Raw genomic sequence first — 25,326 nt, forward strand, 5'->3', positions numbered from 1 at the left:
CAGAGCCCGAAGCGCAGAGCAGAGCCCGAAGCGCAGAGCCCCCCGCTTCAGGACACGGTCACGAAGTCGATCAGTTCCTCGACGCGGCCCAGCAGTTCCGGTTCGAGGTCCTTGTAGGAGCCCACCCGCTTCAGGATCGCCTGCCAGACCGCCCCGGTGTTGTCCGGCCAGCCCAGGGACCGGCACACGCCCGTCTTCCAGTCCTGGCCGTGCGGCACCCGGGGCCAGGCCTCGATGCCGACGGCCGACGGCTTCACGGCTTCCCAGATGTCGATGTACGGGTGGCCGACGACCAGGGCGTGCTCGCTCGTGACCGCCTGCGCGATGCGCCACTCCTTCGTGCCGGGGACGAGGTGGTCCACCAGGACGCCCAGCTTCGCGTCGGGTCCCGGCGCGAACTCGGCGACGATCGCCGGCAGGTCGTCCACGCCCTCCAGGTACTCCACGACCACGCCCTCGACGCGCAGATCGTCGCCCCACACCTTCTCGACCAGCTCGGCGTCGTGGCGGCCCTCGACGTAGATGCGGCCGGCGCGCGCCACACGCGCCCGTGCCCCGGGGACGGCGACCGAACCGGAGGCGGTACGGGTGGGACGTACGGGACCGCCGGACGCAGGCCGTACGAGGGTCACGACCCTGCCCTCCAGCAGGAAGCCGCGCGGCTCCAGCGGGAACACCCGGTGCTTGCCGAAGCGGTCCTCCAGGGTCACCGTGCCCGCCTCGCAGCGGATCACCGCCCCGCAGAACCCGGTGCCGGGCTCCTCCACCACCAGGCCGGCCTCCGCCGGGACCTCGGGGACCGGTTTCGGCCGCTTCCAGGGAGGGGTCAGGTCGGCGGAGTACTGGCGCATTCGGATGACGATAGGAGAAGCGCCGGGCCCAGGGACACACGATCAGCGCGACACGCCGAAACGGGCCGCCAGCGCGTCGCGTTGCGCCCGTACGAACGCCGCGTCCACCACCGCCCCGTGACCGGGCACGTACAGCGCGTCCTCGCCGCCGAGCTCGAGCAGGCGGTCGAGGGCGGCGGGCCAGTGGGACGGTACGGCGTCGGGGCCGGCCTGGGGCTCGCCCGACTCCTCGACCAGGTCGCCGCAGAACACCGTCTCGGGGCTGCCGGGGATCAGGACCGCCAGGTCATGGGCGGTGTGACCGGGGCCGATGTTCGCCAGCAGGACCTGCCGGCCACCGCCCAGGTCGAGGGTCCACTCGCCGGAGACGAGGTGCCGGGGCCGGACGAGGGTGTCCGCGGCCTCCGCCGCCGCCGTCTCGTCGAGGCCGTTGCGCACCGCGTCCGCCCGCAGCTCCTCCGCCGGCACGGTGTCCACCCCCACCGCCCCGAAGACCTCCGCGCCCGCGAACGCCGCAGCCCCGAACACATGGTCGAAGTGGGGGTGGGTGAGGGCGAGATGGGTCACACGGGAGCCGGTGAGTTCCTCGGCCCGCGTCCGCAGCCGCGCCCCCTCGGCCAGGCTCGACCCCGCGTCGATCATCAGTACCGTGCCCGCCCCGACGACCAGCCCCGCCGTGCAGTCCCAGCCCGGCAGCCGTACCCGTCCCACCCCGGCCGCGACCCGCTCCCACCCCAGCTCTTCCCAAGTCACCGTCATACCGCGACGCTAGCCCTACGACGCTGCGCCGGGGGCCGACCTTGCCCTGGGTGTACCCCACAGCCGTACACTGGGCCGGGGAACGCTGGCACTCGGATGTGAAGAGTGCCAGACGGGGCTCCCAGGGGACTGGGGACGACTGCTGGAGGTGTGTGCGCGATGCTGAGTGAACGCAGGCTCCAGGTCCTGCGCGCCATCGTCCAGGACTACGTCGGCACCGAGGAACCCGTGGGTTCGAAGGCGCTCACCGAGCGGCACAGCCTCGGCGTGTCCCCGGCGACGGTCCGCAACGACATGGCCGCCCTGGAGGACGAGGGGTACATCGCCCAGCCGCACACCAGTGCCGGGCGGATCCCCACGGACAAGGGCTACCGGCTGTTCGTCGACAAGCTGGCCGGCGTCAAGCCGATGACCGGTCCCGAGCGGCGGGCCATCCAGAACTTCCTCGACGGCGCCGTCGACCTCGACGACGTGGTGGCCCGGACCGTACGGCTGCTCGCGCAGCTCACCCGGCAGGTCGCCGTGGTGCAGTACCCGTCGCTGACCCGCTCGACCGTGCGGCACGTGGAGCTTCTCTCGCTCGCGCCCGCACGCCTGATGCTCGTGCTGATCACGGACACCGGGCGGGTCGAGCAGCGGATGGTGGACTGCCCGGCGCCCTTCGGGGAGGCCTCGCTGGCGGATCTACGCGCGCGGCTCAACAGCCGGGTCGCGGGCCGGCGGTTCGCGGACGTGCCGCATCTGGTGGAGGATCTGCCGGACGCGTTCGAGACCGAGGACCGCGGTACGGTCACGACGGTGCTCTCCACCCTGCTGGAGACGCTCGTCGAAGAGAACGAGGAGCGGCTGATGATCGGCGGAACCGCCAATCTCACCCGCTTCGGACATGACTTTCCCCTCACCATCCGTCCCGTCCTGGAGGCACTGGAGGAGCAGGTCGTGCTCCTCAAGCTCCTTGGCGAGGCGGGGGATTCGGGCATGACCGTACGCATCGGTCACGAGAACGCCTATGAGGGACTCAACTCCACTTCGGTGGTGTCGGTCGGCTACGGTTCGGGCGGCGAGGCAGTCGCCAAGCTGGGCGTGGTCGGACCGACCCGCATGGATTACCCGGGAACGATGGGAGCGGTACGAGCGGTGGCACGGTACGTCGGACAGATCCTGGCGGAGTCGTAGGTGGCCACGGACTACTACGCCGTTCTCGGCGTGCGCCGCGATGCGTCGCAGGAAGAGATCAAGAAGGCCTTCCGGCGGCTCGCGCGCGAGCTGCACCCGGACGTCAATCCGGACCCGAAGACCCAGGAGCGGTTCAAGGAGATCAACGCCGCCTACGAGGTGTTGTCGGATCCGCAGAAGAAGCAGGTCTACGACCTCGGCGGCGACCCGCTGTCGCAGTCGGGCGGCGGTGGCGCGGGCGGCTTCGGCGCCGGCGGCTTCGGGAACTTCTCGGACATCATGGACGCGTTCTTCGGAACGGCGTCGCAGCGCGGTCCGCGCTCGCGCACCCGCCGTGGCCAGGACGCGATGATCCGGCTGGAGATCGACCTCGAGGAGGCGGCCTTCGGCACGACCAAGGACCTCCAGGTCGACACGGCGATCGTCTGCACGACGTGCAGTGGCGAGGGCGCGGCCCCCGGCACCAGCGCCCAGACGTGTGACATGTGCCGCGGCCGCGGCGAGGTGTCGCAGGTGACGCGGTCCTTCCTCGGGCAGGTCATGACCTCGCGGCCGTGTCCGCAGTGCCAGGGCTTCGGCACCGTCGTGCCGACCCCGTGCCCGGAGTGCGCGGGCGACGGACGGGTGCGCTCGCGGCGCACGCTGACCGTGAAGATCCCGGCCGGTGTCGACAACGGCACCCGGATCCAGCTCGCGGGCGAGGGTGAGGTCGGCCCCGGCGGCGGCCCCGCCGGCGACCTGTACGTCGAGATCCACGAGTTGCCGCACGCGCAGTTCCAGCGGCGCGGCGACGACCTGCACTGCACGGTGACCCTGCCGATGACGGCGGCGGCGCTCGGCACCAAGGTGCCGCTGGAGACGCTGGACGGGCTGGAGGAGGTCGACATCCGGCCCGGTACCCAGTCCGGCCAGTCGATCCCGTTGCACGGCCGGGGTGTTACGCACCTGCGGGGCGGGGGGCGCGGTGACCTCATCGTGCATGTCGAGGTGCAGACGCCGAGCAAGCTCGACCCCGAGCAGGAGCGGGTGCTGCGGGAGCTGGCCAAGCTGCGTGGCGAGGAGCGGCCTACCGGGCAGTTCCAGCCCGGGCAGCAGGGGTTGTTCTCCCGGCTGAAGGACGCGTTCAACGGGCGGTGACGGTCGGTGTGCGGGGGCTTTCTCGCCCCCGCCGCCCCTTCCCTTTCCCGTCCCCGGGGGCTGCGCCCCCAGACCCCCGTATCGGCCCTGAAGGGGCCTCGTTCTCAATCGCCGGACGGGCTGGATCTGCCGGCACGTGACAGCACGTGTCAATGGGAAGGGTCGATTCGGACTTGTTCGGAGGACGTGACAACATGCCGTCATGTCCTCCGCACTGACCGATCTCTTCCCGTATCCGATCGTGCAGGCCCCCATGGCGGGCGGTGTCTCCCTCCCGCGGCTCGCGGCCGCCGTGTGCGAGGCCGGCGGGCTCGGATTCCTGGCCGCCGGGTACAAGACGGCCGACGGCGTGTACCAGGAGATCAAGCAGCTGCGGAGCCTCACCACCCGCCCCTTCGGCGTGAACCTCTTCATGCCGCAGCCGGAGTATGCGGAGACGGGCGCCGTCGAGGTCTACGCCCACCAGCTGGCCGGTGAGGCCGCCTGGTACGAGACCGAGCTGGGCGACCCGGAGAGCGGCCGCGACGACGGCTACGACGCCAAGCTCGCGGTGCTGCTGGACAACCCGGTGGCGGTGGTCTCGTTCCACTTCGGCATCCCGAGCGCCGAGGTGCTGGACTCCCTGCGGCGCGCGGGAACGTTCACCCTGGTCACGGCGACCACTGCCGCGGAGGCCCGTGCGGTGGAGCGGGCCGGCGCGGACGCGGTGATCGTGCAGGGTGTGGAGGCCGGCGGCCACCAGGGCACCCACAAGGACAACCCGGAGAACGACCGCTCCGGCATCGGGCTGCTCGCGCTGATCGCCCAGGTCCGCGAGTCCGTGAACCTGCCGATCGTGGCCGCGGGCGGGCTCATGCGCGGCAGCCAGATCGCCGCGGCCCTCGCGTCCGGTGCGAACGCGGCCCAGCTGGGGACCGCGTTCCTGGTCACGCCCGAGTCCGGTGCGCACGCCGTGCACAAGCAGGCGCTGACCAACCCCCTCTTCGTACGCACCGAGCTGACCCGTGCCTTCTCCGGCCGCCCGGCCCGCGGCCTGGTCAATCGTTTCCTGCGCGAGCACGGCCCGTACGCGCCCGCCGCCTACCCGGAGGTGCACCACCTCACCTCGCCGCTGCGCAAGGCGGCCGCCAAGGCGGGCGACGCGCAGGGCATGGCGCTGTGGGCGGGACAGGGGCACCGGCTGGCCCGCGAGCTGCCCGCCGGGCAACTGGTGGAGGTCCTGGTGTCCGAAATCGCCGAGGCGCGGACAGCGTTGTCGGAGTTCCAGGCCCGTGAGGGCGGTGCCTCGTGACGGCGCCCGTCTTCGTCGTCGACGAACTCCCGGCCTCCCGAACCGAGTTCGTACTGGACGGTCCCGAGGGCCGGCACGCCGTCTCCGTGAAGCGGCTGCGGACCGGCGAGGAGGTCGTCCTCACCGACGGCGCCGGGCGCTGGGCGCGGGGCGAGGTCGTCGCCGCCGAGGGCAAGGACCGGCTGGTGGTGAGCCTGGGGGAGGTGGTCGAGGAGCCTGCCGAGGCGCCCCGGATCACCGTCGTCCAGGCGCTGCCGAAGGGCGACCGGGGCGAGCTGGCCGTCGAGACGATGACCGAGACCGGCGTCGACGCGATCGTGCCGTGGGCGGCCGCGCGCTGCATCACCCAGTGGAAGGGCGAGCGTGGCGCGAAGGCGCTCGCCAAGTGGCGGGCCACCGCCCGCGAGGCCGGCAAGCAGTCCCGTCGGGTCCGCTTCCCCGAGATCGCCGACGCGTCGACGTCCCGGCAGGTGGCGGAACTCCTCGCCCGCGCCGACTTCGCCGCCGTCCTGCACGAGGACCGTGACTACGGCAGCGAGCCCCTGGCCACCGCCGCACTGCCCGGCACGGGCGAGATCGTGCTCGTCGTGGGCCCCGAAGGGGGCGTCTCGCCGGACGAGTTGACGCTCTTCGCGGAGGCGGGGGCGAAGGCGTACCGGCTCGGGCGGAGCGTCCTGCGCACCTCGACCGCCGGTACGGCGGCCGCGTCCCTGATCCTCGGCAGGACCGGTCGCTGGTCCTGACCCTGCCCGTCCTCCGGGAGGACATCGTGGAATTCGTCCAGGTAAGACTGCTGGTCACCGACTTCGCCGCCTGCTACCGCTTCTACGCCGACGTCCTCGGCCTCAAGCCGCAGTCGGGGGCGGAGCGGGGACCGTACGAGAAGTTCTCGCCCGCCACCGGTTCGACGGGGATAGCCATCCAGGACCGGAAGATGATGGCGGAGGTGCTGGGCGAGCTGGGCGACACGGCGAACGGTCACCGCTCCCTGGTGGCCCTGCGCGTGGACGACCTGGACGCCATGTGCGCGCGGATCACCGCCCGCGGCGCCGCCCTGATCCACGGTCCCGCCCCGATGGCCGACCGGATGCGCGTGGCCCACCTCAAGGACCCGGAGGGCAATCTGGTGGAACTTCAGGAGTGGCTGCTGCTGCGCGGCTGAGCGCGACGGCGGTGAACAGCTCCCAGCCGTCCAACTCGCCGTCCAGGGGCAGCAGTTCCCGCTTGACGGCCTCGTCGACGAAGGCGCGCACCACACCGGGTTCGTTGAGGTTGAGGTGATGGTGGCGGTCGCCCACCCCGCCGCGGTGTCCGTAGGCGACGCTGCCCACGTAACGCCCGTCGCCGTCCTGGAAGACCAGGTGGGTGCGCACCCCGTCCCGGTGGAGGGTGAGGACCTCCTGGCAGGGCTCCTGGCCCCCGTGCCGGTGGCCGACCGTCCACACATAGCTGGTCGTCTCGTCCACGACGAGGGTTCTCCGGCGGCGCTGATGGCTCATGCGTCCACGGTAGGGCCCGCGCGGAACGTGACCGCATACGGGCTACCGCACCGCCCGCCCGAGTGGCACGCTGCCGTCCATGGGGGCATTGAGGCGTATTTGGCTTCTCCCGTCGGTGGCCGTGGTGGCGGTGGGCGCCGTGGCGTGCGAGCCGGGCGGGCTGAGCAGCATGTCCGTGGCGTACACCACCGACGAGGCCGCGACGGCCGAGATCCAGCGCCGGGACGTGGACGTGCGCTGGCTGACCTGCACGGCTCGGTACGAGGACCAGGAGAAGGCGGGGACCGTCGCCTCCGTGGACTGCCAGGGGAAGACCGCCGACGGGCGGGACATCACGGTCGAGGGGCAGGTCGCGCGGGCGGTCGACGGGGCCTGTGTGCGCGGGGATCTCACCGCCGTCGTCGGGAAGAAGCAACTGTTCCGGGTGAGCGGTCTCGGCGACTGCAAGTCCGCGACGCCGTCGCCGGTCGCGCCGTCGGACTCCGACCGGCCCGGCGGGCGGCCGACGGTCACCGTGACCGTCACGGTCACCGAGACCGTGAGCGGGGACGGAGGCGGGGGCGGCGGCGGAAAGAAGTGATCGAAACCCCTGACCTGCGGTCCCGCCGGTGCATACAGTGATTCGGTGACACAGCCCGCGACGCCTGCCGCATACCTCCGATACCCCCATCTGCACGGCGAGTTGGTGGCCTTCGCCGCCGAGGACGACGTGTGGCTGGCCCCCCTCGACGGCGGCCGCGCCTGGCGGGTCAGCGCCGACAACGTGCCGGTCACCCTGCCGCGTATCTCACCCGACGGCACCACCGTGGCCTGGACCTCCACCCGCGACGGCGCCCCCGAGGTGCACATCGCCCCCGTCGACGGGGGCCCGTCGACCCGGCTGACGTACTGGGGGAGCTGGCAGACCCGGGTGCGGGGCTGGACCCCGGACGGCCGGGTCCTCGCCGTCAGCACCTACGACCAGGCGACCCTGCGCCGCAGCTGGGCGCGCGCCGTCCCGGTCGACGGCGGACCGGCGACGACCCTGCCGTACGGGCCGGTCGGCACGGTCGCGCACGGCCCGCACACCGTGGTGCTGTCCGCGCCGATGGGGCGCGAGGCCGCCCACTGGAAGCGCTACCGGGGCGGCACGGCGGGCAAGCTGTGGATCGACCGGGAGGGCGACGGGGGGTTCGTCCGGCTGCACGAGGAGCTGGACGGCAACATCGAACACCCCGTGTGGGCGGGGGAGCGCCTCGCGTTCCTGTCGGATCACGAAGGCACGGGGGCCCTGTACTCCTCCCTCGCCGACGGGTCCGACCTGCGGCGGCACACCCCCCTCGAAGGCTTCTACGCCCGGCACGCCGCCGGTGACGGCACCCGGGTCGTGTACATGTCCGCGGGCGAGCTGTGGCTGCTCGACGACCTCGACGGGGCCGAACCGCGCCGGCTCGACATCCGCCTCGGCGGGCAGCGCACCGACCGCCGCCCGTATCCCGTGGCCGCCTCCCGCTGGCTGGGCGGGGCAGCGCCCGACCACACCGCGCGGGGCAGCGCCGTGGAGGTGCGCGGTGCCGTCCACTGGGTGACCCACCGCAGCGGACCCGCCCGCGCGCTCGCCGCCGAACCGGGCGTCCGGGCCCGGCTGCCGCGCACCTTCCGCACGGAGGGCGAGGAGTGGGTCGTGTGGGTGACGGACGCCGAGGGCGAGGACGCGCTGGAGTTCGCCCCCGCCACCGGCACGGCCCCCGGCGCCACCCCGCGCCGGCTCGCCGCCGGACGGCTCGGGCGGGTCCTGGAGCTCGCCATGGCGCCCGACGGCAGCCGGGCCGCCGTCGCCGCGCACGACGGCCGGCTGCTGCTCGTCGAACGGGAGACCGGTGAGGTCCGCGAGGTCGACAGCAGTCCCGACGGCGAGGTGTCCGACCTGGTCTTCTCGCCCGACTCGGCCTGGCTCGCCTGGTCCCACCCCGGGCCGCGCCCGCTCAGCCAGCTCAAGCTCGCCAACGTCACCGACCTGTTGGTCACCGAGGCGACCCCGCTGCGTTTCCGGGACTACGCGCCCGCCTTCACCCTCGACGGCAAGCACCTCGCGTTCCTCTCCGCACGCGCCTTCGACCCGGTCTACGACGAGCACGTCTTCGACCTCTCCTTCGTGGCCGGGGCCCGCCCGCACCTGATCACCCTCGCGGCGACGACCCCGTCCCCCTTCGGCCCGCAGCGGCACGGCAGGCCCTTCGAGGCCCCCGACAAGGACGAGACACCCGACAGCGAGGGCACCCCGGCCACCCGTATCGACCTCGAAGGCCTCGCCGACCGGATAGTCCCCTTCCCGGTGGAGGCCGGCCGGTACTCCGGGCTCGCCGCGGCGAAGGACGGCGTGCTGTGGCTGCGGCACCCCGTGCGCGGTGTCCTCGGCGCCTCCCGCGCCACCCCGGACGACCCCGACCCGCACACCGAACTGGAGCGCTACGACCTCGCCCAGCAGCGCATCGAGCACCTCGCCGCCGACGCCGACGGCTTCGAGGTCAGCGGCGACGGCAAGCGGCTGCTGCTGTGGACCGACGGCAAGCTGAAGGTCGTCCCGAGCGACCGGCGCGCCTCCGGCGACGAGGACAGCGACAGCAACATCACCGTCGACCTCGGCCGGATCCGCCGCACCGTCGACCCGGCCGCCGAGTGGCGGCAGATGTTCGACGAGACCGGCCGGATCATGCGGGACAACTTCTGGCGCCCCGACCTGGGCGGCGTCGACTGGGAGGGCGTCCTGGACCGCTACCGGCCCGTGCTGGAACGGGTCGCCACCCACGACGACCTCGTCGACCTGCTGTGGGAGGTGCACGGCGAACTCGGCACCTCGCACGCCTACGTCATGCCGCGCGGCGGCCACGGCGGCGGCGCCCGGCAGGGCCTGCTGGGCGCCGACATCTCCCGGCACGAGGACGGAAGCTGGCGCATCGACCGGGTCCTTCCCTCGGAGACCTCCGACCCCGACGCGCGCTCCCCGCTCGCCGCACCCGGCGTCGCGGTGCGGGCCGGTGACGCCGTAGTCGCCGTCGGCGGGCAGCCGGTGGACCCGGTCGCCGGGCCCGGACCGCTGCTCGTCGGCACCGCGGGCAAGGTCGTCGAGCTGACGATCTCGCCGTCCGGCGGGGGCGAGCCGAGGCACGCCGTCGTCGTCCCCGTCGCGGACGAGGAGGCGCTGCGCTACCACGCGTGGGTCTCGGACCGGCGGGCGTACGTGCACGAGGCCTCCGGCGGGCGGCTGGGGTATCTGCACGTGCCCGACATGCAGGCGCCCGGGTGGGCCCAGATCCACCGTGACCTGCGGGTGGAGGTGGCGCGGGAGGGGCTGATCGTGGACGTCCGGGAGAACCGGGGCGGGCACACCTCGCAGCTGGTCGTCGAGAAGCTCGCCCGGCGCATCGTCGGCTGGGACCTGCCGCGCGGGATGCGGGCGTCCAGCTACCCGGAGGACGCGCCCCGGGGGCCCGTCGTCGCCGTCGCCAACGAGTTCTCCGGGTCCGACGGGGACATCGTCAACGCGGCGATCAAGGCGCTCGGGATCGGGCCCGTGGTGGGCACGCGCACGTGGGGCGGGACGATCGGGATCGACAGCCGGTACCGGTTGGTCGACGGGACGCTCGTCACGCAGCCCAAGTACGCGTTCTGGCTGGAGGGGTACGAGTGGGGCGTGGAGAACCACGGTGTCGATCCCGACGTCGAGGTGGTCACCCGGCCCCAGGACTACGCGGCGGAGCGGGACGTCCAACTGGACGAGGCGGTCTCGCTGGCGCTGGCCGCCCTCCAGGAGACCCCGGCGAAGACGCCTCCGCTGCTGCCCGGCTCCTAGCCCACCCGGCGTCGTGGTGACCGTCTCCGGGGGCTGCCGCCCCCGGACCCCCGCTGCGGCCTGAACGGCCTCGTCCGCAAGCTCCCCCGGAGGGGGGACCCCCAGACGGGCTGGAGCAACGCACCCCCCCGCTAGCATGCACCCGTACTGATCAACCGTCTGAGGAGGCACCCGCATGGCAGGGGAACCGCAGGACGACTGTCTGTTCTGCAAGATCGTCGCGGGGAACATCCCGGCGACGATCGTGCGGGAGACCGAGACGACCATCGCCTTCCGGGACATCAACCCGCAGGCGCCCACCCACGTCCTGGTGATCCCGAAGGCGCACTACCGGGACGCCGCCACGCTGGCCGCCGGCGCGCCGGAGCTCGCCGCCGACGTGCTGCGCGAGACGCAGGCGGTCGCGGACGGGGACAAGCTGGAGAGCTACCGCGTCGTCTTCAACACCGGGGCCGGCGCCGGCCAGACCGTCTGGCACGCCCACGCGCACGTCGTCGGCGGCCGAGGCCTGCACTGGCCTCCCGGATAGGCCGCCGTGTCCGTACGTGAACTGGTGGTCCTCGGCACCGCCAGCCAGGTCCCGACCCGGCATCGCAACCACAACGGCTACCTGCTGCGCTGGGACGGCGAGGGCGTCCTCTTCGACCCGGGCGAGGGCACCCAGCGGCAGATGCTGCGCGCCGGGGTCGCCGCGCACGACCTCAACCGGATCTGCGTCACGCACTTCCACGGCGACCACTCCCTCGGTCTCGCCGGTGTCATCCAGCGCATCAACCTGGACAAGGTCCCGCACCCGGTCACCGCGCACTACCCGCGCTCCGGGCAGCGCTTCTTCGACCGGCTGCGCTACTCCACCGCCTACCGCGAGACCGTCGGCATCACCGAGGCCCCGGTCGACGCGGACGGCGTACTCGCCAGCACCGCGTCCTACCGTCTCGAAGCCGCCAGGCTCTCCCACCCCGTCGAGTCCTACGGCTACCGGATCGTCGAGCCCGACGGCCGCCGCATGCTGCCCGAGCGGCTGGCCGCGCACGGCATCAAGGGGCCGGACGTCGGCCGGATCCAGCGGGAGGGCGCGATCGGCGGGGTGTCGCTGGACGAGGTCAGCGAGGTGCGGACCGGACAGCGGTTCGCGTTCATCATGGACACCCGGCTGTGCGAGGGCGTGCACGCCCTCGCCGACGGCGCCGACCTGCTCGTCATCGAGTCGACCTTCCTCGACGAGGACGAGCGACTCGCCGTCGACCACGGTCATCTGACCGCCGGTCAGGCCGCCCGGGTGGCCCGTGACGCCGGGGTGCGGCATCTCGTCCTCACCCACTTCAGCCAGCGCTACGCGGAGCCGGAGGAATTCGAGCGGCAGGCGCGGGCGGCCGGGTTCGAGGGCGAGCTGACCGTGGCGCACGACCTGCTGCGCGTGCCGGTTCCGAGACGGCGGCACTGCACCGTTCCGGGGGACGACCCCCGGACCCCCAGCGGAAAAGCAGGTCAGCAGGGGTGATCGGCGTAGCCCTCGCGAGGCGCAATCCGAGCGTGAGCAGCCGTACGATGCTTTGATGCCCCTCCCCAAAGCTGAACTGCACCTGCACATCGAAGGAACCCTGGAGCCCGAGCTGGCTTTCGAGCTGGCCGCCCGCAACGGGGTCGCACTGCCGTACGCCGACACGGACGCGCTCCGCAAGGCGTATCAGTTCGAGGACCTCCAGTCGTTCCTGAACCTGTACTACGAGCTCATGGCGGTCCTGCGCACCGAGCGCGACTTCGAGGACCTCGCGAACGCCTACCTCGCGCGGGCCGCCGCGCAGGGCGTGCGGCACGCGGAGATCTTCTTCGACCCGCAGGCCCACCTCGCCCGCGGGGTGAACATGGGCACGGTCGTGGACGGGCTGTGGCGCGCGCTGGGCGACAGCGAGGCCGGGCACGGCATCTCGACGCGTCTGATCCTGTGCTTCCTGCGCGACGAGTCCGCCGAGTCGGCGCTCGAGACGCTGGAGGCGGCGCGGCCCTACCTCGACCGGATCACCGGTGTGGGCCTGGACTCCGCCGAGGTCGGGCATCCGCCGGTGAAGTTCCGCGAGGTGTACGAGGCGGCGGCCGCTCTCGGACTGCGGCGCGTCGCGCACGCCGGTGAGGAGGGGCCGCCGGAGTACATCACCGAGGCCCTGGACGTGCTCGGCGTGGAACGCGTCGACCACGGGCTCCGGTGCATGGAGGACCCGGCCCTCGTCGAGCGGCTGGTGCGGGAGCGGATCCCGCTGACGCTGTGCCCGCTGTCCAACGTGCGGCTGCGCACCGTCGACGTCCTCGCCGACCACCCGCTGCCCGCCATGCTCGACGCAGGGCTGCTGTGCACGGTCAACTCCGACGACCCGGCCTACTTCGGCGGGTACGCCGGCGACAACTTCGACGCCGTGGGCACCGCCCTGGGCCTGGGCGAGGAGCGGCTGCGCGAGCTGGCCCGCAACTCCTTCGTCGCCTCCTTCCTGGAGGACGACGAGGAGCGGCGGGCGCGGTATCTCGCGGAGGTCGACGCCTACACGTTCTAGCCGCTCTGCCGGGCGGCCTCAGTCACCGGACCCCGGCGCGGCACCCGCCGGCCGGGGTCCGGCCGTGCCGTACGCGTCCCGTAGGGGTACCGCCGAGCCCTCCATCGCGATCTCCACCACCTGCGGCTCCGGGGTACCGCCCCGCCGCCGGACCGAGCCCGCGACCCGCGGACCGCCGCCCGTGCGCAGGGCGACGGCGGTCATCGGCACCGCGACGACGAGCAGCCCGGCCCCCAGCAGCAGACCCATCACCGGGAATCCGGCCCATGCCGACAGCACGCTCCCGGTCAGCGGCCCCGCCGCCGTTCCCAGCGAGCCCGCCGACCCGACGAGCACGGCCCAGCGGCCGCGCGGGTCGAGCGAGGCGGCCAGTCCGATCAGGTACGACAGCACGATCGGGTAGAGCGTGTTCCAGGCGATCTCGCCGGCCGCGAAGCTCACCGGCCCGGTCGCGGAGGCGCTGGCCACGACACAGCCGGCGATCAGGACGGTCCCGGCGCCGATGGGTACCGCCCGTCCGAGCCGCGCCCCGAGCGCCCCCGCGCCCAGCACACCCGTGAGCCCGGCTCCCAGCGCCACCGCGAAGACGACGCCGACGCCGGCCTCGGTGAGGTGCGCCTGGGTCAGGCCGATGCGTCCGCTGACGCCCCAGAGCGAGTTCTGGACCAGCGACCAGCAGGGCATGGCGGCGGCCAGGACGAGTCCGGCCCGCAGCCGGGGCAGCCGCGGCCGGTCCTCGCGGCGGGTCGGGACGGGGGCCGTCCGGCCGGGCAGACGGCCCGTCAGCGGCCAGACGGCGAGCGCGGTGAGGGCGATCGCGGCCAGCGGCTGACCGTGCCCGGCGCCCAGGTGCGGCACCGTCAGATAGACGGCACCCGCGAGCGCGGAGACCCCGAGCAGGCCCGCCGTGGAGACGCGGTGCGGGTCGGGATGGGCGGCGATCCGGGTGGCGGCGACCGTGGTGACCGTGCCGGAGCCGAAGCCGCCGAGGACCGCGCCGGCGATGACGGCGGTCACTCCGCCGGCGAGGGCGGCACCGCCGTAGCCGAGCACGGCGAGGGTCAGTCCGATCCGGGCGAGGGTCCGCGCCCCGATCCGCTCCACGCGGGAGGCGAGCAGGAACCCGGCGGCGGCCGAGCCGAGCAGCAGCGCACTGCCGACGGCTCCGGCCTCGGTGGCGGACAGCGGCAGCCCGGTGTCCAGTCGGCCGACCACGGTCGGCAGCAGATAGGGGGCGAGGTACCCGGCCGTGAACAGGGCGACGACGGGCCAGGGCAGGGTGGTGCGTGGGGCGAACACGGGCGTTCCAGGGCATGCGAAAGGGACGGCTCGGAAGAGGGGAGGGGCGCCGACCGTCGACGGACAGGAACGCGCGGGCAATTTGTATCAAGCACGCGGTGCGAGAAAAAGCGTGGGGTGGGTGATCTGGATCACTTCGCGTTTGGGGTGGGGGAGGAGGGGTAAACGCAGTCCTCTTCCCTGCCCGTCCGCGGGGTCCAGACCCGCTTCAACGGGGCGTGCGCTAGCGCCAGTCGGGGGCGCCGCTCGCGCCCGGCGCCGTCGCCTCGATCTTCGCCCTGATCTCCCGCATCACCGCGACGATCCGCTCCTCGTGCTCCGGCGTCAGCCGGGCCACCGGCACCGAGCAGCTGACCGCGTCCTGCGCGGGAGTGTCGTAGCGCAGCGCGAAACCGAACCCGGCGATGCCGAGGACGCCCTCCTCGCGGTCCACGGAGTACCCGCGCGCCCGCACCCCGGCGAGATCGTCGAGCAGTGCCCGACGGCTCGTGCGGGAGTGCGGGGTGAACGCCTCGTACGGCCCCTCGGGCAGCTCGTCGTCCGGCCGTTGCGCCAGCAGCGCCTTGCCGAGCGCGCCGACGTGCGCAGGGAGCCGCCGCCCGACCCGGCTGATCGTGCGCAGGTACTCGTGCGACTCGCGCGTCGCCAGGTACGCCACGCCCCGGCCGTCCAGCCGGCCCAGGTGGATCGTCTCGCCCAGCGCCTCGGAGGCCTCGTCCAGGTAGGGCCGCACCAGCCGCACGCGCGGGTCGGAGTCGAGATAGCTGGTGCCGGTCAGCAGGGCGTGGATGCCGATGCCGTAGAGGGAGCCGGTCACGTCCGTGCGTACCCAGCCCCGGCCGATCAGCGTCTGGAGCAGCGCGTACATCGAGCTGCGCGGCACCCCGAGCTCGTCCGCCAGTTCCTGGAGCCGCGCCGGCCGGTCGCCGCGCGCCGCGAGCAGTTCCAGCAGCTCGACCGTGCGCGCCGCGGACTTCACCTCGCGGACGCCGCCTGTCTCCGACATGTCCCGATCGTAAGGGTGGGCGGGTCGGGGGGTGCGCGCCCATTGACGGTCGACGTTCGCGTATCTAACCTCCATCTCCATACGTAGATGACGTTTACATAGGGAGATGATCGAGGGTGAGCCTCGACAGCGATCTCGACAGGGAAACGGTCCGACGCCTGCGGGACGGCATGGCGCGGGGGGTGCTGTCGTTCCCGCTCACGAGCTTCCACGACGACGGCTCCCTCGACCCCGACGGCTTCCGCACGCACATTGCGGACCGGATCGCGACCGCGCCCGGCGCCGTCTTCCCCGCCTGCGGCACCGGCGAGTTCTTCTCCCTCGACGAGGACGAGTACCGCCAGGTGGTCACGATCGCCGTCGAGGAGGCGGGCGGCCACCTCCCCGTCGTCGCCGGCGTCGGCTACGGCTGGGCCCAGGCCGCCCGGTTCGCGCGCATCGCGCAGGAGGCCGGCGCCGACGCCCTCCTCGTCCTGCCGCACTACCTCGTCGCCGCCCCGCAGGACGGCCTCGTCGCCCAGCTGGAGCGGCTCGCCGCCCGCACCCGGCTGCCCCTCATCGCCTACCAGCGCGGCCAGGTCGCCTTCACCGCCGCCTCGCTGCGGCGCGTCGCCGCCATCCCGGGCGTCATCGGCCTCAAGGACGGCCACAGCGACCTCGACCGCCTCCAGCGGCTCACCCTCGCCGCCCCCGACGGCTTCCTCTTCTTCAACGGCGCCGCCACCGCCGAGATCCAGGCCCGCGCCTACGCCACCGTCGGCGTCCCCGCCTACTCCTCCGCCGTCCACGCCTTCGCCCCGGAGATCGCCGACGCCTTCTTCACCGCGCTGCGCGTCGGCGACGACAAATCGGTGGACCGGCTGCTGCGCGACTTCTACGTACCGCTCGTCGAACTCCGCGACCGGGTACCGGGCTACGCCGTGTCCCTGGTGAAGGCGGCCGCCCGGCTGCGAGGCCACCCCGTCGGACCCGTCCGCGCCCCGCTCACCGACCCCTCGCCCACCGACCTCGCCGACCTCCGGGCCCTCCTGAACACCGGCCTCGACCTCGTAGGAGCCGCGCTGTGAACCTCACGATCACCGACATCCGCCTCACCCCGATCCTGGTCGCCGACCCGCCGCTGCTCAACACCCAGGGCGTGCACCAGCCGTACACGCCCCGGCTGATCGTGGAGGTCGAGACGGCGGACGGGGTCACGGGCGTCGGCGAGACGTACGGCGACACCAAGTACCTCGAACTGGCCCGCCCGTTCGCCGAGAAGCTGCGCGGCCGCCCGGTGAGCGACCTGAACGGCCTGTTCACCATCGCCGACGAGGTCGCCGTCGACAGCTCCCGGGTCTCCGGGCAGGTGGACGTCGGCGGGCTGCGCGGCGTCCAGACCGCCGACAAGCTGCGGCTGTCCGTCGTCTCCGCCTTCGAGGTCGCCTGCCTCGACGCCCTCGGCAAGGCGCTCGGCCTGCCCGTGCACACCCTGCTCGGCGGCAAGGTGCGCGACGCGGTCGAATACAGCGCCTACCTCTTCTACAAGTGGGCCGACCACCCCGAGGGCGTCCCCGCGGAGAAGGACGACTGGGGCGCCGCCGTCGACCCGGCCGGGGTGGTCGAGCAGGCCCGGCGCTTCAAGGAGCGCTACGGCTTCACCTCCTTCAAGCTCAAGGGCGGCGTCTTCCCGCCGGACGAGGAGATCGCCGCCGTACGGGCGCTGGCCGAGGCGTTCCCCGGCCACCCGCTGCGGCTCGACCCCAACGGCGCCTGGTCCGTGGCGACCTCCCTGAAGGTGGCCGACGAGATCGGCGGCATCCTCGAATACCTGGAGGACCCGGCGCTCGGCACCCCGGCCATGGCCGAGGTGGCCGCGAAGACCGACGTGCCGCTCGCCACCAACATGTGCGTGACGACGTTCGCCGAGATCAAGGAGGCGTTCACCCGCGACGCCGTCCAGGTCGTCCTCTCCGACCACCACTACTGGGGCGGACTGCGCAACACCCGGCAACTCGCGGAGATCTGCCGGACGTTCGGCGTCGGTATCTCCATGCACTCCAACACCCACCTGGGCATCTCGCTGGCCGCCATGACCCACGTGGCGTCCACCGTGCCGAACCTCCACCACGCCTGCGACTCCCACTACCCCTGGCAGTCGGAGGACGTCCTCACCGAACGCCTCACCTTCGACGACGGCAAGGTCGCCGTGTCGGACGCGCCCGGCCTCGGCGTCGCACTCGACCGGGACAAGCTCCGGTTCCTGCACCGGCGCTGGCTCGACGACGACGGCGCCCTGCGCGAGCGCGACGACGCGGCGGCCATGCGCCTGGCCGACCCCGACTGGGTCACCCCGGCCGTCCCCCGCTGGTGACCCGGCGCCGGTGACCACACGCCGGTGGACCGCACGCCGGTGACCCCGGGGCGTGCGGGCGCGGGGCGCGTGGGGGTGGCCGGTGCGGGCGACTGCTGCCGCGGGGCGTGTGACAGACGGCCTGTTGTCGGTGGCGTGGTGCACACTGGCCAGATCGGCACCACGTCAGGGAGCGCACCGTGACCGCGTCCAACGCGTCCACCGGAGAGGGACACCACCACCCGAGCGGCCGGACCGGCCAGAACGGACACACCGGACCGGCCGGCCCGGCAGGCGGCTGCCCGGCCGCCGGGGCGGACCCCCTGGCCGCCCGGCGAGCCCCCGACGACCCGCCGTGGGACGTCTACCTCACCGGGCCGGTCTTCCTCGACATCATCTTCACCGGGCTCGACTCCGCCCCGGTGCGCGGGACCGAGTCCTGGGCGCGCGGCATGGGCTCGAGCCCCGGCGGTGTCGCCAACATGGCCACCGCCCTCGCCCGGCTCGGCCTGCGCACCTCCCTCGCGGCCGCTTTCGGCGACGACCACTACGGCGAGTACTGCTGGGACGCCCTGGAGCGGGGCGAGGGCATCGACCTCAGCACCTCGCGCACGGTCCCCGGCTGGCACTCCTCCGTCACCGTCTCCATGGCGTACGAGGGGGAGCGCACGATGGTCTCGCACGGCCACGAGCCGCCCCCGCAGGCACCCGAGCCCGCCTGTCCGCCGCCCGCCCGTGCGGCCGTCGTCTCCCTCACCCCCGGCCGACGCGCCCCCTGGATCCAACAGGCCGCCGCCCGCGGCACCCGCATCTTCGCCGACGTCGGCTGGGACGACACCGGTGCCTGGGACCTGGCCGGCCTCACCGACCTGGCGCACTGCGAGGCCTTCCTGCCGAACGCGGAGGAGGCCATGCGCTACACCGGCGCCACCTGCCCCCGCGCCGCCGCGCACGCCCTCACCGCGCACGTACCGCTCGCGGTCGTCACGCTCGGCGCCGAGGGCGCCTACGCCGTGGACCGGCGCACCGGCGAGTCCGCCGAGGTCCCGGCCATTGCCGTCGAGGCCCTCGACCCGACCGGCGCCGGGGACGTCTTCGTGGCCGGCTTCGTCACCGGCACGCTCGCCGACTGGCCGCTCGCCGACCGCCTGGCCTTCGCGGGTCTCACCGCGGCCCTCTCCGTGCAGGAGTTCGGCGGCTCGCTCTCCGCCCCCGGCTGGTCCGAGATCGCGGCCTGGTGGCGCAGGGTCCAGTCGGTCGAGAGCCAGGACCCCGAGGCGCTGCGGCGGTACGCGTTCCTGGACCGCCTGCTGCCGGCGCTGCTCCCGGAGACGGACGAGGCCGCACCGTGGCCCCTGCGGCGAGCGGTGCCGACGATCGGTTTCGGCCGCTCGGCCTAGGCGCGGGAGTGGCCGCCGGACCCCTCGCCGGACCCGGAAAAGCCCTACGGCGTTGTCAGTCCCCTGGCGTACCCTTGAAATCGCCAGGCCGCCCTTGTGGCAGGCGAGACGTATCCGGGAGGACGTAGAGGCCCTCGGGCCGGTCTATGACTGAGACACCCACAGCTCAGACGCCCGCGCAGGGCAAGGCGAGAGCACAGTTCACCGTTCCCGCCCAGCACCCCATGGTGGCCGTGCTGGGATCCGGAGACTCGCTGCTGCGCGCGATAGAGACGGCCTTCCCGGCGGCCGACATCCACGTCCGGGGCAATGTGATCAGCGCGGTCGGCGACTCACGGGAAGTCGCTCTCGTCCAGCGCCTGTTCGACGAGATGATGCTGGTGCTCCGCACCGGGCAGCCGATGACGGAGGACGCAGTGGAACGCTCGATCGCCATGCTGCGGGCGAGTGAGAACGGGACGAGTGACGGCCAGGAGACCCCGGCCGAGGTTCTGACACAGAACATCCTGTCCTCGCGCGGTCGCACCATCAGACCCAAGACCCTCAACCAGAAGCGGTACGTCGACGCGATCGACAAGCACACGATCGTCTTCGGCATCGGCCCGGCCGGTACCGGCAAGACCTACCTGGCCATGGCCAAGGCCGTCCAGGCCCTCCAGTCCAAGCAGGTCAACCGCATCATCCTGACCCGTCCCGCGGTCGAGGCGGGGGAGCGGCTCGGCTTCCTGCCGGGCACGCTGTACGAGAAGATCGACCCCTATCTGCGCCCGCTGTACGACGCGCTGCACGACATGCTGGACCCGGACTCGATCCCGAAGCTGATGGCGGCGGGCACGATCGAGGTCGCGCCGCTGGCGTACATGAGGGGCCGTACCCTGAACGACGCCTTCATCATCCTGGACGAGGCCCAGAACACGAGCCCCGAGCAGATGAAGATGTTCCTCACCCGGCTCGGCTTCGACTCGAAGATCGTGATCACGGGTGACGTGACGCAGGTCGACCTGCCGAACGGCACGAAGTCGGGTCTGCGGCAGGTCCAGGACATCCTGGAGGGGCTCGACGACGTCCACTTCTCCCGCCTGTCGTCCCAGGACGTCGTCCGGCACAAGCTCGTCGGCCGTATCGTCGACGCGTACGAGCAGTACGACAGCGAGAACGGTACGGAGAACGGCACCCACAAGGGCGGCCGTAACAAGCGGAAGTAGACAAGCAGCACCATGTCGATCGACGTCAACAACGAGTCCGGAACCGAGGTCGACGAGCAGGCGATCCTCGACATCGCCCGCTACGCGCTCGCCCGGATGCGCATCCACCCGCTCTCCGAGCTCTCGGTGATCGTCGTGGACACCGATGCCATGGAGCAACTGCACATCCAGTGGATGGACCTGCCGGGGCCGACGGACGTCATGTCCTTCCCGATGGACGAGCTGCGTCCGCCGTCGAAGGACGACGACGAGCCCCCGCAGGGCCTTCTCGGCGACATCGTGCTGTGCCCCGAGGTCGCCGCCCGGCAGGGCACCGAGGCGCCCACGCAGCACTCCATGGACGAGGAGCTCCAACTGCTCACCGTCCACGGGGTGCTGCACCTGCTGGGGTACGACCACGAGGAGCCCGACGAGAAGGCCGAGATGTTCGGACTCCAGGCCGCCATCGTCGACGGCTGGCGTGCGGAGAAGGGCCTGACCGGCCCGTCCCCGGCCCCGACCGTCTCATGAGCCCCACCCTCGTCGCCGGCGCGATCGCCCTGGTCGTCGTCGCCTGGCTCGCCGCCTGCGCGGAGGCGGGCCTCGCGCGCGTCTCCAGCTTCCGCGCCGAGGAGGCCGTCCGTTCCGGCCGGCGGGGCAGTGCCAAGCTCGCGCAGATCGCCGCCGACCCCACCCGCTATCTGAACGTGGCGCTGCTGGTCCGCGTCGCCTGCGAGATGGCGGCCGCCGCGCTGGTCACCTACGCCTGCCTCCAGGAGATCGACGGCACGACCGGGGCCCTGTTCGCGGCGATCGGCGTGATGGTCCTCGTCTCGTACGTCGCCGTCGGCGTCTCCCCGCGCACCATCGGCCGCCAGCACCCGCTGAACACCGCGACGGCGGCCGCGTACGTGCTGCTCCCGCTGGCGCGGATCATGGGCCCGATCCCGTCGCTCCTGATCCTCATCGGCAACGCGCTGACCCCAGGCAAGGGCTTCCGCCGGGGCCCCTTCGCCTCCGAGGCGGAGCTGCGCGCGCTGGTCGACCTCGCCGAGAAGGAGTCCCTGATCGAGGACGACGAGCGCCGCATGGTGCACTCCGTCTTCGAACTCGGCGACACCCTCGTACGCGAGGTCATGGTCCCGAGGACCGACCTCGTCGTCATCGAGCGGTACAAGACCATCCGCCAGGCGCTGACCCTCGCCCTGCGCTCCGGGTTCTCCCGCATACCGGTGACCGGGGAGAACGAGGACGACATCGTCGGCATCGTGTATCTGAAGGACCTGGTCCGCAAGACGCACATCAACCGGGACGCCGAGGGCGAGCTGGTGTCGACGGCGATGCGGCCCGCCGCCTTCGTCCCCGACACCAAGAACGCCGGTGACCTGCTGCGGGAGATGCAGCAGGACCGCAACCACGTCGCCGTCGTCATCGACGAGTACGGCGGCACGGCCGGCATCGTCACCATCGAGGACATCCTCGAGGAGATCGTCGGCGAGATCACCGACGAGTACGACCGTGAACTCCCGCCGGTGGAGGAACTCGGCGACGACCGTCACCGGGTCACCGCCCGACTCGACATCACCGACCTCGGCGAGCTGTACGGCCTCGAGGAGTACGACGACGAGGACGTGGAGACCGTCGGCGGGCTGCTCGCCAAGGCGCTGGGCCGGGTGCCCATCGCCGGGGCGTCGAGCGTGGTCGACCTGCCGGACGGGCGCGCGCTGCGGCTGACCGCGGAGGCCGCGGCCGGCCGCCGGAACAAGATCGTCACGGTGCTGGTGGAGCCGCTGGACGCGGCGGACCGGCCGGAGGACGAGAAGAAGGCCGAATGACGGGGTCGCGGTACCGAGCGACGGAGCGACCCGAGCGATCGAGCCACCCGAGCGACCGGGCGACGGAGTCAGGGAGTCGGGGAGCCGGGGAGCCAGTGAGTCAGGGAGTGACGGAGTGACACCTCAGGAACTGCGCGCCTTGTGCCTCTCCTTCAACGCGGCCGTGGAGGACTTCCCCTTCCGGCCGGAGACCTCGGTCTTCAAGGTCGGCGGCAAGCTGTTCGCCCTGACGACCCTGGACGCGCGGCCCCTGACGGTGAACCTCAAGTGCGACCCGGACGACGCGGTGCGTCTGCGCGGGGAGCACGAGGGGCTGATCGTCCCCGGGTGGCACATGAACAAGCGGCACTGGAACACGGTGACGGTCGACAAAGGGCTCCCGGACCGGCTGGTCCGGGAGCTCGTCGAGGACTCCTACGACCTGGTGGTCGCGGGTCTGCCGCGGGCCGAGCGGCTGCGGCTCGACCGGCCCTGACGCGGTGAGCGGATCGGTTCTTCGTATGCTCGGGGCATGACCGACAGCAACGCGCTCGACCCCGAGGACCGCAAGATCGTCACCCTGGCCCGTTCCGCGCGGGCCCGCAACGGTGTGCCCGAGGGGGCCGCCGTACGGGACGAGACCGGACGTACCTATGTCGCGGGGACGGTGGAGCTGCCGTCGCTGCGGTTGAGCGCGCTCCGGACGGCGGTGGCGATGGCGGTGGCCTCGGGGGCGGAGTCGCTGGAGGCGGCGGCGGTGGTGACCGCGTCGGAGACGGTCGCCGAGGACGATCTGGCTGCCGTGCGCGATCTCGGCGGGGCGGGGACTCCGGTGCTGGTGGCCGCACCGGACGGGACCGTCCGGAGCACCGTCTCCGCGGGCTGACGGCCGGCCCGAGACGCTCCCACGGCGCGTCGCCGGAGGTAGGCCGGATTTCAACCTTGCCGTTCGCGTATCGCTCGCGCATCAATGGAACCGCAAGTTCCGACGGACCGTCAGATGTGGACGTCAGATCCGCACGTCAGATCTGGTGCCACATCTCCACCTGGGCAGGGTGTCCGCACCCATCCCTCCCGGGCGGTGGTCCGTAGGCATCTCCCGTCCATCCACCCCCCACATGGATTCCCGTAGTCGGGAAGGGAGCGGATCCCATGAGAGGCAAGCGAATCGGATCAGGTGCGGCAATGCTGGTCGGGGCCCTCGCGGTCACCGGACTGGCCCTCGCGCCCTCGGCTGTCGCCGTCACCCCGCTGACGGCGACCGTCACCGCCAACTGCGGTCTCTTCGGAGGCGGCGCAGCCACCCTCACGGCCACCCAGACGGGTACGGCCGCCACCCTCAAACTGTCGTCCACCGCCATCACCGCGCCGATCCCGATCGGTGCGAACAGCATCAGTTCCACGCTCACGATGGCGAACTCGACCGGTGCCGCCAGGGTCTTCTCCGGCGCCGTGAACCCCGCCATGGCCACCGGCGACCCGATCACGGTCGGTCCGCTCAACGGGACCGTGGCCTCCGGCGACAGCCTGAACTTCTACGGCGGCTCCCTGAAGATGGTCGTCTTCGGGATCACCGTCACCTGTACGGCGAACGCGTCGCAGGCGCCGGGTCCGTTCGTGTTCAGCTGATAGCGGTTGGAAACTGAGCCGACAGGCCGTCAGTTTTCCGGCTGCGCCAGAGAACTGACGGCCCATCAGTTCACCGCGTGATGTCCATTGACTTCTCACGCGATCCGCACCTCAATGCCCCCTGTCGGCGCAGAAGAGCCGCTGCGCCCGCACCCTGGAGGAGGGGGCAACATGGGTTCACCCCGAAGTTCCGGAAGCACCCGAGGTTCCCGAAGACGGCGCTGGGCGTCGCTGCTCGGGGCGACCGCGCTCGCGGTCACCGCCGGCGGGGCGCTGGCGGCCCCGGCCGTCGCCGCGTCCAACGTCGACTTCGACACGCACTGCATCCCGCCGGCCATCGCGGGCCTCCCGCCGATCGACGGCACCACCACCGCGAAGATCACGGCGGACAACACCAGTCCGCAGGTCGGCGACACCGTCACCGTCACGTACACGGTGGTCACGCCCGCCGCGAGCAACCCCACCGACCTGGCCCTGCCGGCCGACATCATGACGCCGACGGGGAAGGTCACCCTCGGTGGCGCGCAGACCGGCAGCGTCACGGTCACGGGGCCGAAGCAGAACCCCCCGGTGCCCGGCAAGGGTGCCTTCCCGTCGTTCTCCATGACCGGCACCTTCACGGTCACCACGCCCGGCGCGATCAGCCTCTCGCCCGGTGACTACAACATCCACACCAGCTACATCCTGGAGCTGGACACCCCCTGCACGGTGACCAACCCGCCCGCCCCGGTGTCGGAGACCGTCACCGCCGCCGACAACCCGCCGGCCAACACCCGTGCGATCTCGCTGGGTTCGGCCTCCGGCAGTCCGGGCGCGGCCGTCGCCGTCACCGGCAGCGGCTTCACCGCGGGCGCGACCGTCACGCTGGCCGGGCGCTCCGCGTCCGCCCAGACCGCGGACACGGCGACCGTGACCGCGAACGCGCAGGGCGGCATCTCCGGCTCGCTCGTCGTCAGCGACCTCACCACGACCGGTGTCGTGGCGTACGAGGGCGGCGCGTGGAGCTCGGACCTCGGTGCCGGGCCGGTTGCTTACGTCGTCATCGACGACCAGCCCGTACCGGAGGGCAGCCAGAAGGTGACCACCACGGTCCGGGCGGGCACGCTGTCCATGACCCAGGCCGGGGACGCCGTCCAGCTGTCCGCGGTCGACTTCGGTCAGGGCGGGGCCTCGACCGGCGCGCTCCAGACCGTGACCGTCAAGGACTTCCGCGGCGGACCCGCGGGCTGGTCCCTGACCGGCAAGGTCACCGACTTCAGCGGCCCCGGCGCCAAGATCGACGCCGGCAAGCTGAGCTGGACGCCCGCGTGCACCACCAAGGCGGGCAGCCCGAGCACCTGTCAGGCCGGTTCGGCGGGCACGATCGGCACCTCGGGGGCGACCCTGGCGTCCACACCCGACGGCACGGCCACCGGCGGCGAGTTCACCAGCGGCGCCCAACTGTCCCTCGACGTACCGTCGTTCACGCCTCCGGGCAGCTACGCCGGCGTCCTGACCCTCACACTCACCTGAGCCGTACGCACCACGTCCACCGGTGGCCGGGCGCCCGCCCCACAGGTCCGCACCCGCCC

General features: G+C 72.5%; 24 protein-coding genes and 1 pseudogene. 20 read left to right on the forward strand and 5 right to left on the reverse strand.

The annotated features are described in order from the left end of the window. Nucleotides 1-47 precede the first annotated feature (47 nt). Together ACFVYS_RS15260 and ACFVYS_RS15265 are read right to left on the reverse strand one after the other, a co-directional pair. Nucleotides 48-851, reverse strand: a complete 804-nt coding sequence (locus ACFVYS_RS15260; RefSeq protein ID WP_389502236.1) for a DUF3097 domain-containing protein — start codon at nucleotides 849-851, stop codon at nucleotides 48-50. Between the two features lie 42 nt (nucleotides 852-893). Further along, entirely contained in the window at nucleotides 894-1,610 is a 717-nt protein-coding gene (locus ACFVYS_RS15265) for an MBL fold metallo-hydrolase (RefSeq protein WP_389502238.1), read from the reverse strand. A 159-nt stretch (nucleotides 1,611-1,769) separates the two neighbouring features. Between ACFVYS_RS15265 and hrcA the strand changes: the two genes are divergently transcribed. From hrcA to ACFVYS_RS15290, 5 genes are all read left to right on the forward strand, one after another. Beyond that, nucleotides 1,770-2,786 carry a heat-inducible transcriptional repressor HrcA gene (gene hrcA / locus ACFVYS_RS15270; protein ID WP_020127761.1) on the forward strand — a complete coding sequence of 339 codons (1,017 nt, stop codon included), beginning with the start codon at nucleotides 1,770-1,772 and terminating at the stop codon, nucleotides 2,784-2,786. After that, entirely contained in the window at nucleotides 2,787-3,923 is a 1,137-nt protein-coding gene (gene dnaJ, locus ACFVYS_RS15275) for a molecular chaperone DnaJ (RefSeq protein ID WP_020127760.1), read from the forward strand. It abuts the gene before it with no gap. Between the two features lie 202 nt (nucleotides 3,924-4,125). Continuing rightward, nucleotides 4,126-5,214 (forward strand): nitronate monooxygenase, encoded by a 1,089-nt coding sequence (locus tag ACFVYS_RS15280; RefSeq protein WP_389502240.1) that lies wholly within the window; start codon nucleotides 4,126-4,128, stop codon nucleotides 5,212-5,214. Continuing rightward, nucleotides 5,211-5,957, forward strand: coding sequence for a 16S rRNA (uracil(1498)-N(3))-methyltransferase (locus ACFVYS_RS15285; RefSeq protein WP_389502241.1), 747 nt, complete (start codon nucleotides 5,211-5,213; stop codon nucleotides 5,955-5,957). The genes ACFVYS_RS15280 and ACFVYS_RS15285 overlap by 4 nt, the downstream gene beginning before the upstream one ends. A gap of 26 nt (nucleotides 5,958-5,983) precedes the next feature. After that, the gene (locus ACFVYS_RS15290; RefSeq protein WP_389502242.1) at nucleotides 5,984-6,376 is read left to right on the forward strand and encodes a VOC family protein; all 393 of its coding nucleotides are present in this window, start codon (nucleotides 5,984-5,986) and stop codon (nucleotides 6,374-6,376) included. Here ACFVYS_RS15290 and ACFVYS_RS15295 read toward each other — a convergent pair. Next, a complete protein-coding gene (locus ACFVYS_RS15295; protein WP_389502244.1) occupies nucleotides 6,318-6,713 on the reverse strand; it encodes a hypothetical protein in 396 nt (131 codons plus the stop codon). The two genes, ACFVYS_RS15290 and ACFVYS_RS15295, sit on opposite strands and share 59 nt — an antisense overlap. Nucleotides 6,714-6,792: 79 nt before the next feature. Between ACFVYS_RS15295 and ACFVYS_RS15300 the strand changes: the two genes are divergently transcribed. The 5 genes and pseudogenes from ACFVYS_RS15300 to ACFVYS_RS15320 all read left to right on the forward strand — a co-directional run bounded on the left by ACFVYS_RS15300 (nucleotide 6,793) and on the right by ACFVYS_RS15320 (nucleotide 13,091). Continuing rightward, complete coding sequence (locus ACFVYS_RS15300) at nucleotides 6,793-7,293, forward strand: hypothetical protein (protein WP_389502245.1); 501 nt, start codon at nucleotides 6,793-6,795, stop codon at nucleotides 7,291-7,293. Nucleotides 7,294-7,338: 45 nt separating this feature from the next. Beyond that, nucleotides 7,339-10,545: a S41 family peptidase gene (locus tag ACFVYS_RS15305; RefSeq protein ID WP_389502246.1), complete on the forward strand. Its 3,207-nt coding sequence runs from the start codon at nucleotides 7,339-7,341 to the stop codon at nucleotides 10,543-10,545. Nucleotides 10,546-10,720: 175 nt separating this feature from the next. Continuing rightward, nucleotides 10,721-11,074, forward strand: coding sequence for a histidine triad nucleotide-binding protein (locus ACFVYS_RS15310; RefSeq protein ID WP_389502248.1), 354 nt, complete (start codon nucleotides 10,721-10,723; stop codon nucleotides 11,072-11,074). 6 nt (nucleotides 11,075-11,080) lie between these two features. Further along, nucleotides 11,081-11,983 (forward strand): annotated as a pseudogene (locus tag ACFVYS_RS15315) (ribonuclease Z); the annotation flags it as partial. Between the two features lie 118 nt (nucleotides 11,984-12,101). Further along, on the forward strand, nucleotides 12,102-13,091 hold the full coding sequence (locus ACFVYS_RS15320; protein ID WP_389502249.1) for an adenosine deaminase: 990 nt from the start codon (nucleotides 12,102-12,104) through the stop codon (nucleotides 13,089-13,091). 18 nt (nucleotides 13,092-13,109) lie between these two features. Here the strand turns inward: ACFVYS_RS15320 and ACFVYS_RS15325 are convergent, their stop codons facing one another. Beyond that, on the reverse strand, nucleotides 13,110-14,390 hold the full coding sequence (locus tag ACFVYS_RS15325; protein WP_389502251.1) for an MFS transporter: 1,281 nt from the start codon (nucleotides 14,388-14,390) through the stop codon (nucleotides 13,110-13,112). Between the two features lie 223 nt (nucleotides 14,391-14,613). Further along, entirely contained in the window at nucleotides 14,614-15,396 is a 783-nt protein-coding gene (locus tag ACFVYS_RS15330; RefSeq protein WP_389502252.1) for an IclR family transcriptional regulator, read from the reverse strand. Nucleotides 15,397-15,566: 170 nt separating this feature from the next. On the opposite strand from ACFVYS_RS15330, the gene ACFVYS_RS15335 reads away from it, so the two are divergent. The 10 genes from ACFVYS_RS15335 (at nucleotide 15,567) to ACFVYS_RS15380 (ending at nucleotide 25,267) form a co-directional block, all read left to right on the forward strand. Next, nucleotides 15,567-16,463 carry a 5-dehydro-4-deoxyglucarate dehydratase gene (locus tag ACFVYS_RS15335; protein WP_389502427.1) on the forward strand — a complete coding sequence of 299 codons (897 nt, stop codon included), beginning with the start codon at nucleotides 15,567-15,569 and terminating at the stop codon, nucleotides 16,461-16,463. Then, a complete protein-coding gene (locus tag ACFVYS_RS15340) occupies nucleotides 16,460-17,749 on the forward strand; it encodes a glucarate dehydratase family protein (RefSeq protein ID WP_389502254.1) in 1,290 nt (429 codons plus the stop codon). The genes ACFVYS_RS15335 and ACFVYS_RS15340 overlap by 4 nt, the downstream gene beginning before the upstream one ends. A 179-nt stretch (nucleotides 17,750-17,928) precedes the next feature. Then, nucleotides 17,929-19,128, forward strand: a complete 1,200-nt coding sequence (locus tag ACFVYS_RS15345) for a carbohydrate kinase family protein (protein ID WP_389502256.1) — start codon at nucleotides 17,929-17,931, stop codon at nucleotides 19,126-19,128. Nucleotides 19,129-19,274: 146 nt separating this feature from the next. Then, nucleotides 19,275-20,333: a PhoH family protein gene (locus ACFVYS_RS15350; protein ID WP_389502258.1), complete on the forward strand. Its 1,059-nt coding sequence runs from the start codon at nucleotides 19,275-19,277 to the stop codon at nucleotides 20,331-20,333. 12 nt (nucleotides 20,334-20,345) lie between these two features. Next, complete coding sequence (ybeY, locus tag ACFVYS_RS15355) at nucleotides 20,346-20,843, forward strand: rRNA maturation RNase YbeY (protein ID WP_020127737.1); 498 nt, start codon at nucleotides 20,346-20,348, stop codon at nucleotides 20,841-20,843. Then, on the forward strand, nucleotides 20,840-22,147 hold the full coding sequence (locus tag ACFVYS_RS15360) for a hemolysin family protein (RefSeq protein WP_389502260.1): 1,308 nt from the start codon (nucleotides 20,840-20,842) through the stop codon (nucleotides 22,145-22,147). Before ybeY ends, ACFVYS_RS15360 begins: the two co-directional genes overlap by 4 nt. Before the next feature lie 115 nt (nucleotides 22,148-22,262). After that, complete coding sequence (locus tag ACFVYS_RS15365; RefSeq protein ID WP_389502262.1) at nucleotides 22,263-22,622, forward strand: MmcQ/YjbR family DNA-binding protein; 360 nt, start codon at nucleotides 22,263-22,265, stop codon at nucleotides 22,620-22,622. Nucleotides 22,623-22,658: 36 nt separating this feature from the next. Continuing rightward, nucleotides 22,659-23,012, forward strand: a complete 354-nt coding sequence (locus tag ACFVYS_RS15370) for a cytidine deaminase (protein WP_389502264.1) — start codon at nucleotides 22,659-22,661, stop codon at nucleotides 23,010-23,012. A gap of 266 nt (nucleotides 23,013-23,278) precedes the next feature. Next, the gene (locus tag ACFVYS_RS15375; protein ID WP_389502266.1) at nucleotides 23,279-23,755 is read left to right on the forward strand and encodes a hypothetical protein; all 477 of its coding nucleotides are present in this window, start codon (nucleotides 23,279-23,281) and stop codon (nucleotides 23,753-23,755) included. Nucleotides 23,756-23,926: 171 nt separating this feature from the next. After that, nucleotides 23,927-25,267: a beta-xylosidase gene (locus ACFVYS_RS15380; RefSeq protein ID WP_389502268.1), complete on the forward strand. Its 1,341-nt coding sequence runs from the start codon at nucleotides 23,927-23,929 to the stop codon at nucleotides 25,265-25,267. Nucleotides 25,268-25,326: the final 59 nt, after the last annotated feature.

The organism is Streptomyces sp. NPDC058295 (assembly GCF_042880655.1).
Taxonomy (GTDB): Bacteria; Actinomycetota; Actinomycetes; order Streptomycetales; family Streptomycetaceae; genus Streptomyces; species Streptomyces coriariae.

Excerpts from the sequence above, each read along its gene's own strand:
- ACFVYS_RS15260 (WP_389502236.1), bottom strand. The coding sequence starts at position 851 with ATGCGCCAGTACTCCGCCGACCTGACCCCTCCCTGGAAGCGGCCGAAA.
- ACFVYS_RS15265 (WP_389502238.1), bottom strand. The coding sequence starts at position 1,610 with ATGACGGTGACTTGGGAAGAGCTGGGGTGGGAGCGGGTCGCGGCCGGG.
- hrcA (WP_020127761.1), top strand. The coding sequence starts at position 1,770 with ATGCTGAGTGAACGCAGGCTCCAGGTCCTGCGCGCCATCGTCCAGGAC.
- ACFVYS_RS15280 (WP_389502240.1), top strand. The coding sequence starts at position 4,126 with ATGTCCTCCGCACTGACCGATCTCTTCCCGTATCCGATCGTGCAGGCC.
- ACFVYS_RS15295 (WP_389502244.1), bottom strand. The coding sequence starts at position 6,713 with ATGAGCCATCAGCGCCGCCGGAGAACCCTCGTCGTGGACGAGACGACC.
- ACFVYS_RS15300 (WP_389502245.1), top strand. The coding sequence starts at position 6,793 with ATGGGGGCATTGAGGCGTATTTGGCTTCTCCCGTCGGTGGCCGTGGTG.
- ACFVYS_RS15310 (WP_389502248.1), top strand. The coding sequence starts at position 10,721 with ATGGCAGGGGAACCGCAGGACGACTGTCTGTTCTGCAAGATCGTCGCG.
- ACFVYS_RS15320 (WP_389502249.1), top strand. The coding sequence starts at position 12,102 with ATGCCCCTCCCCAAAGCTGAACTGCACCTGCACATCGAAGGAACCCTG.
- ACFVYS_RS15330 (WP_389502252.1), bottom strand. The coding sequence starts at position 15,396 with ATGTCGGAGACAGGCGGCGTCCGCGAGGTGAAGTCCGCGGCGCGCACG.
- ACFVYS_RS15335 (WP_389502427.1), top strand. The coding sequence starts at position 15,567 with ATGGCGCGGGGGGTGCTGTCGTTCCCGCTCACGAGCTTCCACGACGAC.
- ACFVYS_RS15350 (WP_389502258.1), top strand. The coding sequence starts at position 19,275 with ATGACTGAGACACCCACAGCTCAGACGCCCGCGCAGGGCAAGGCGAGA.
- ybeY (WP_020127737.1), top strand. The coding sequence starts at position 20,346 with ATGTCGATCGACGTCAACAACGAGTCCGGAACCGAGGTCGACGAGCAG.
- ACFVYS_RS15360 (WP_389502260.1), top strand. The coding sequence starts at position 20,840 with ATGAGCCCCACCCTCGTCGCCGGCGCGATCGCCCTGGTCGTCGTCGCC.
- ACFVYS_RS15370 (WP_389502264.1), top strand. The coding sequence starts at position 22,659 with ATGACCGACAGCAACGCGCTCGACCCCGAGGACCGCAAGATCGTCACC.
- ACFVYS_RS15375 (WP_389502266.1), top strand. The coding sequence starts at position 23,279 with ATGAGAGGCAAGCGAATCGGATCAGGTGCGGCAATGCTGGTCGGGGCC.
- ACFVYS_RS15380 (WP_389502268.1), top strand. The coding sequence starts at position 23,927 with ATGGGTTCACCCCGAAGTTCCGGAAGCACCCGAGGTTCCCGAAGACGG.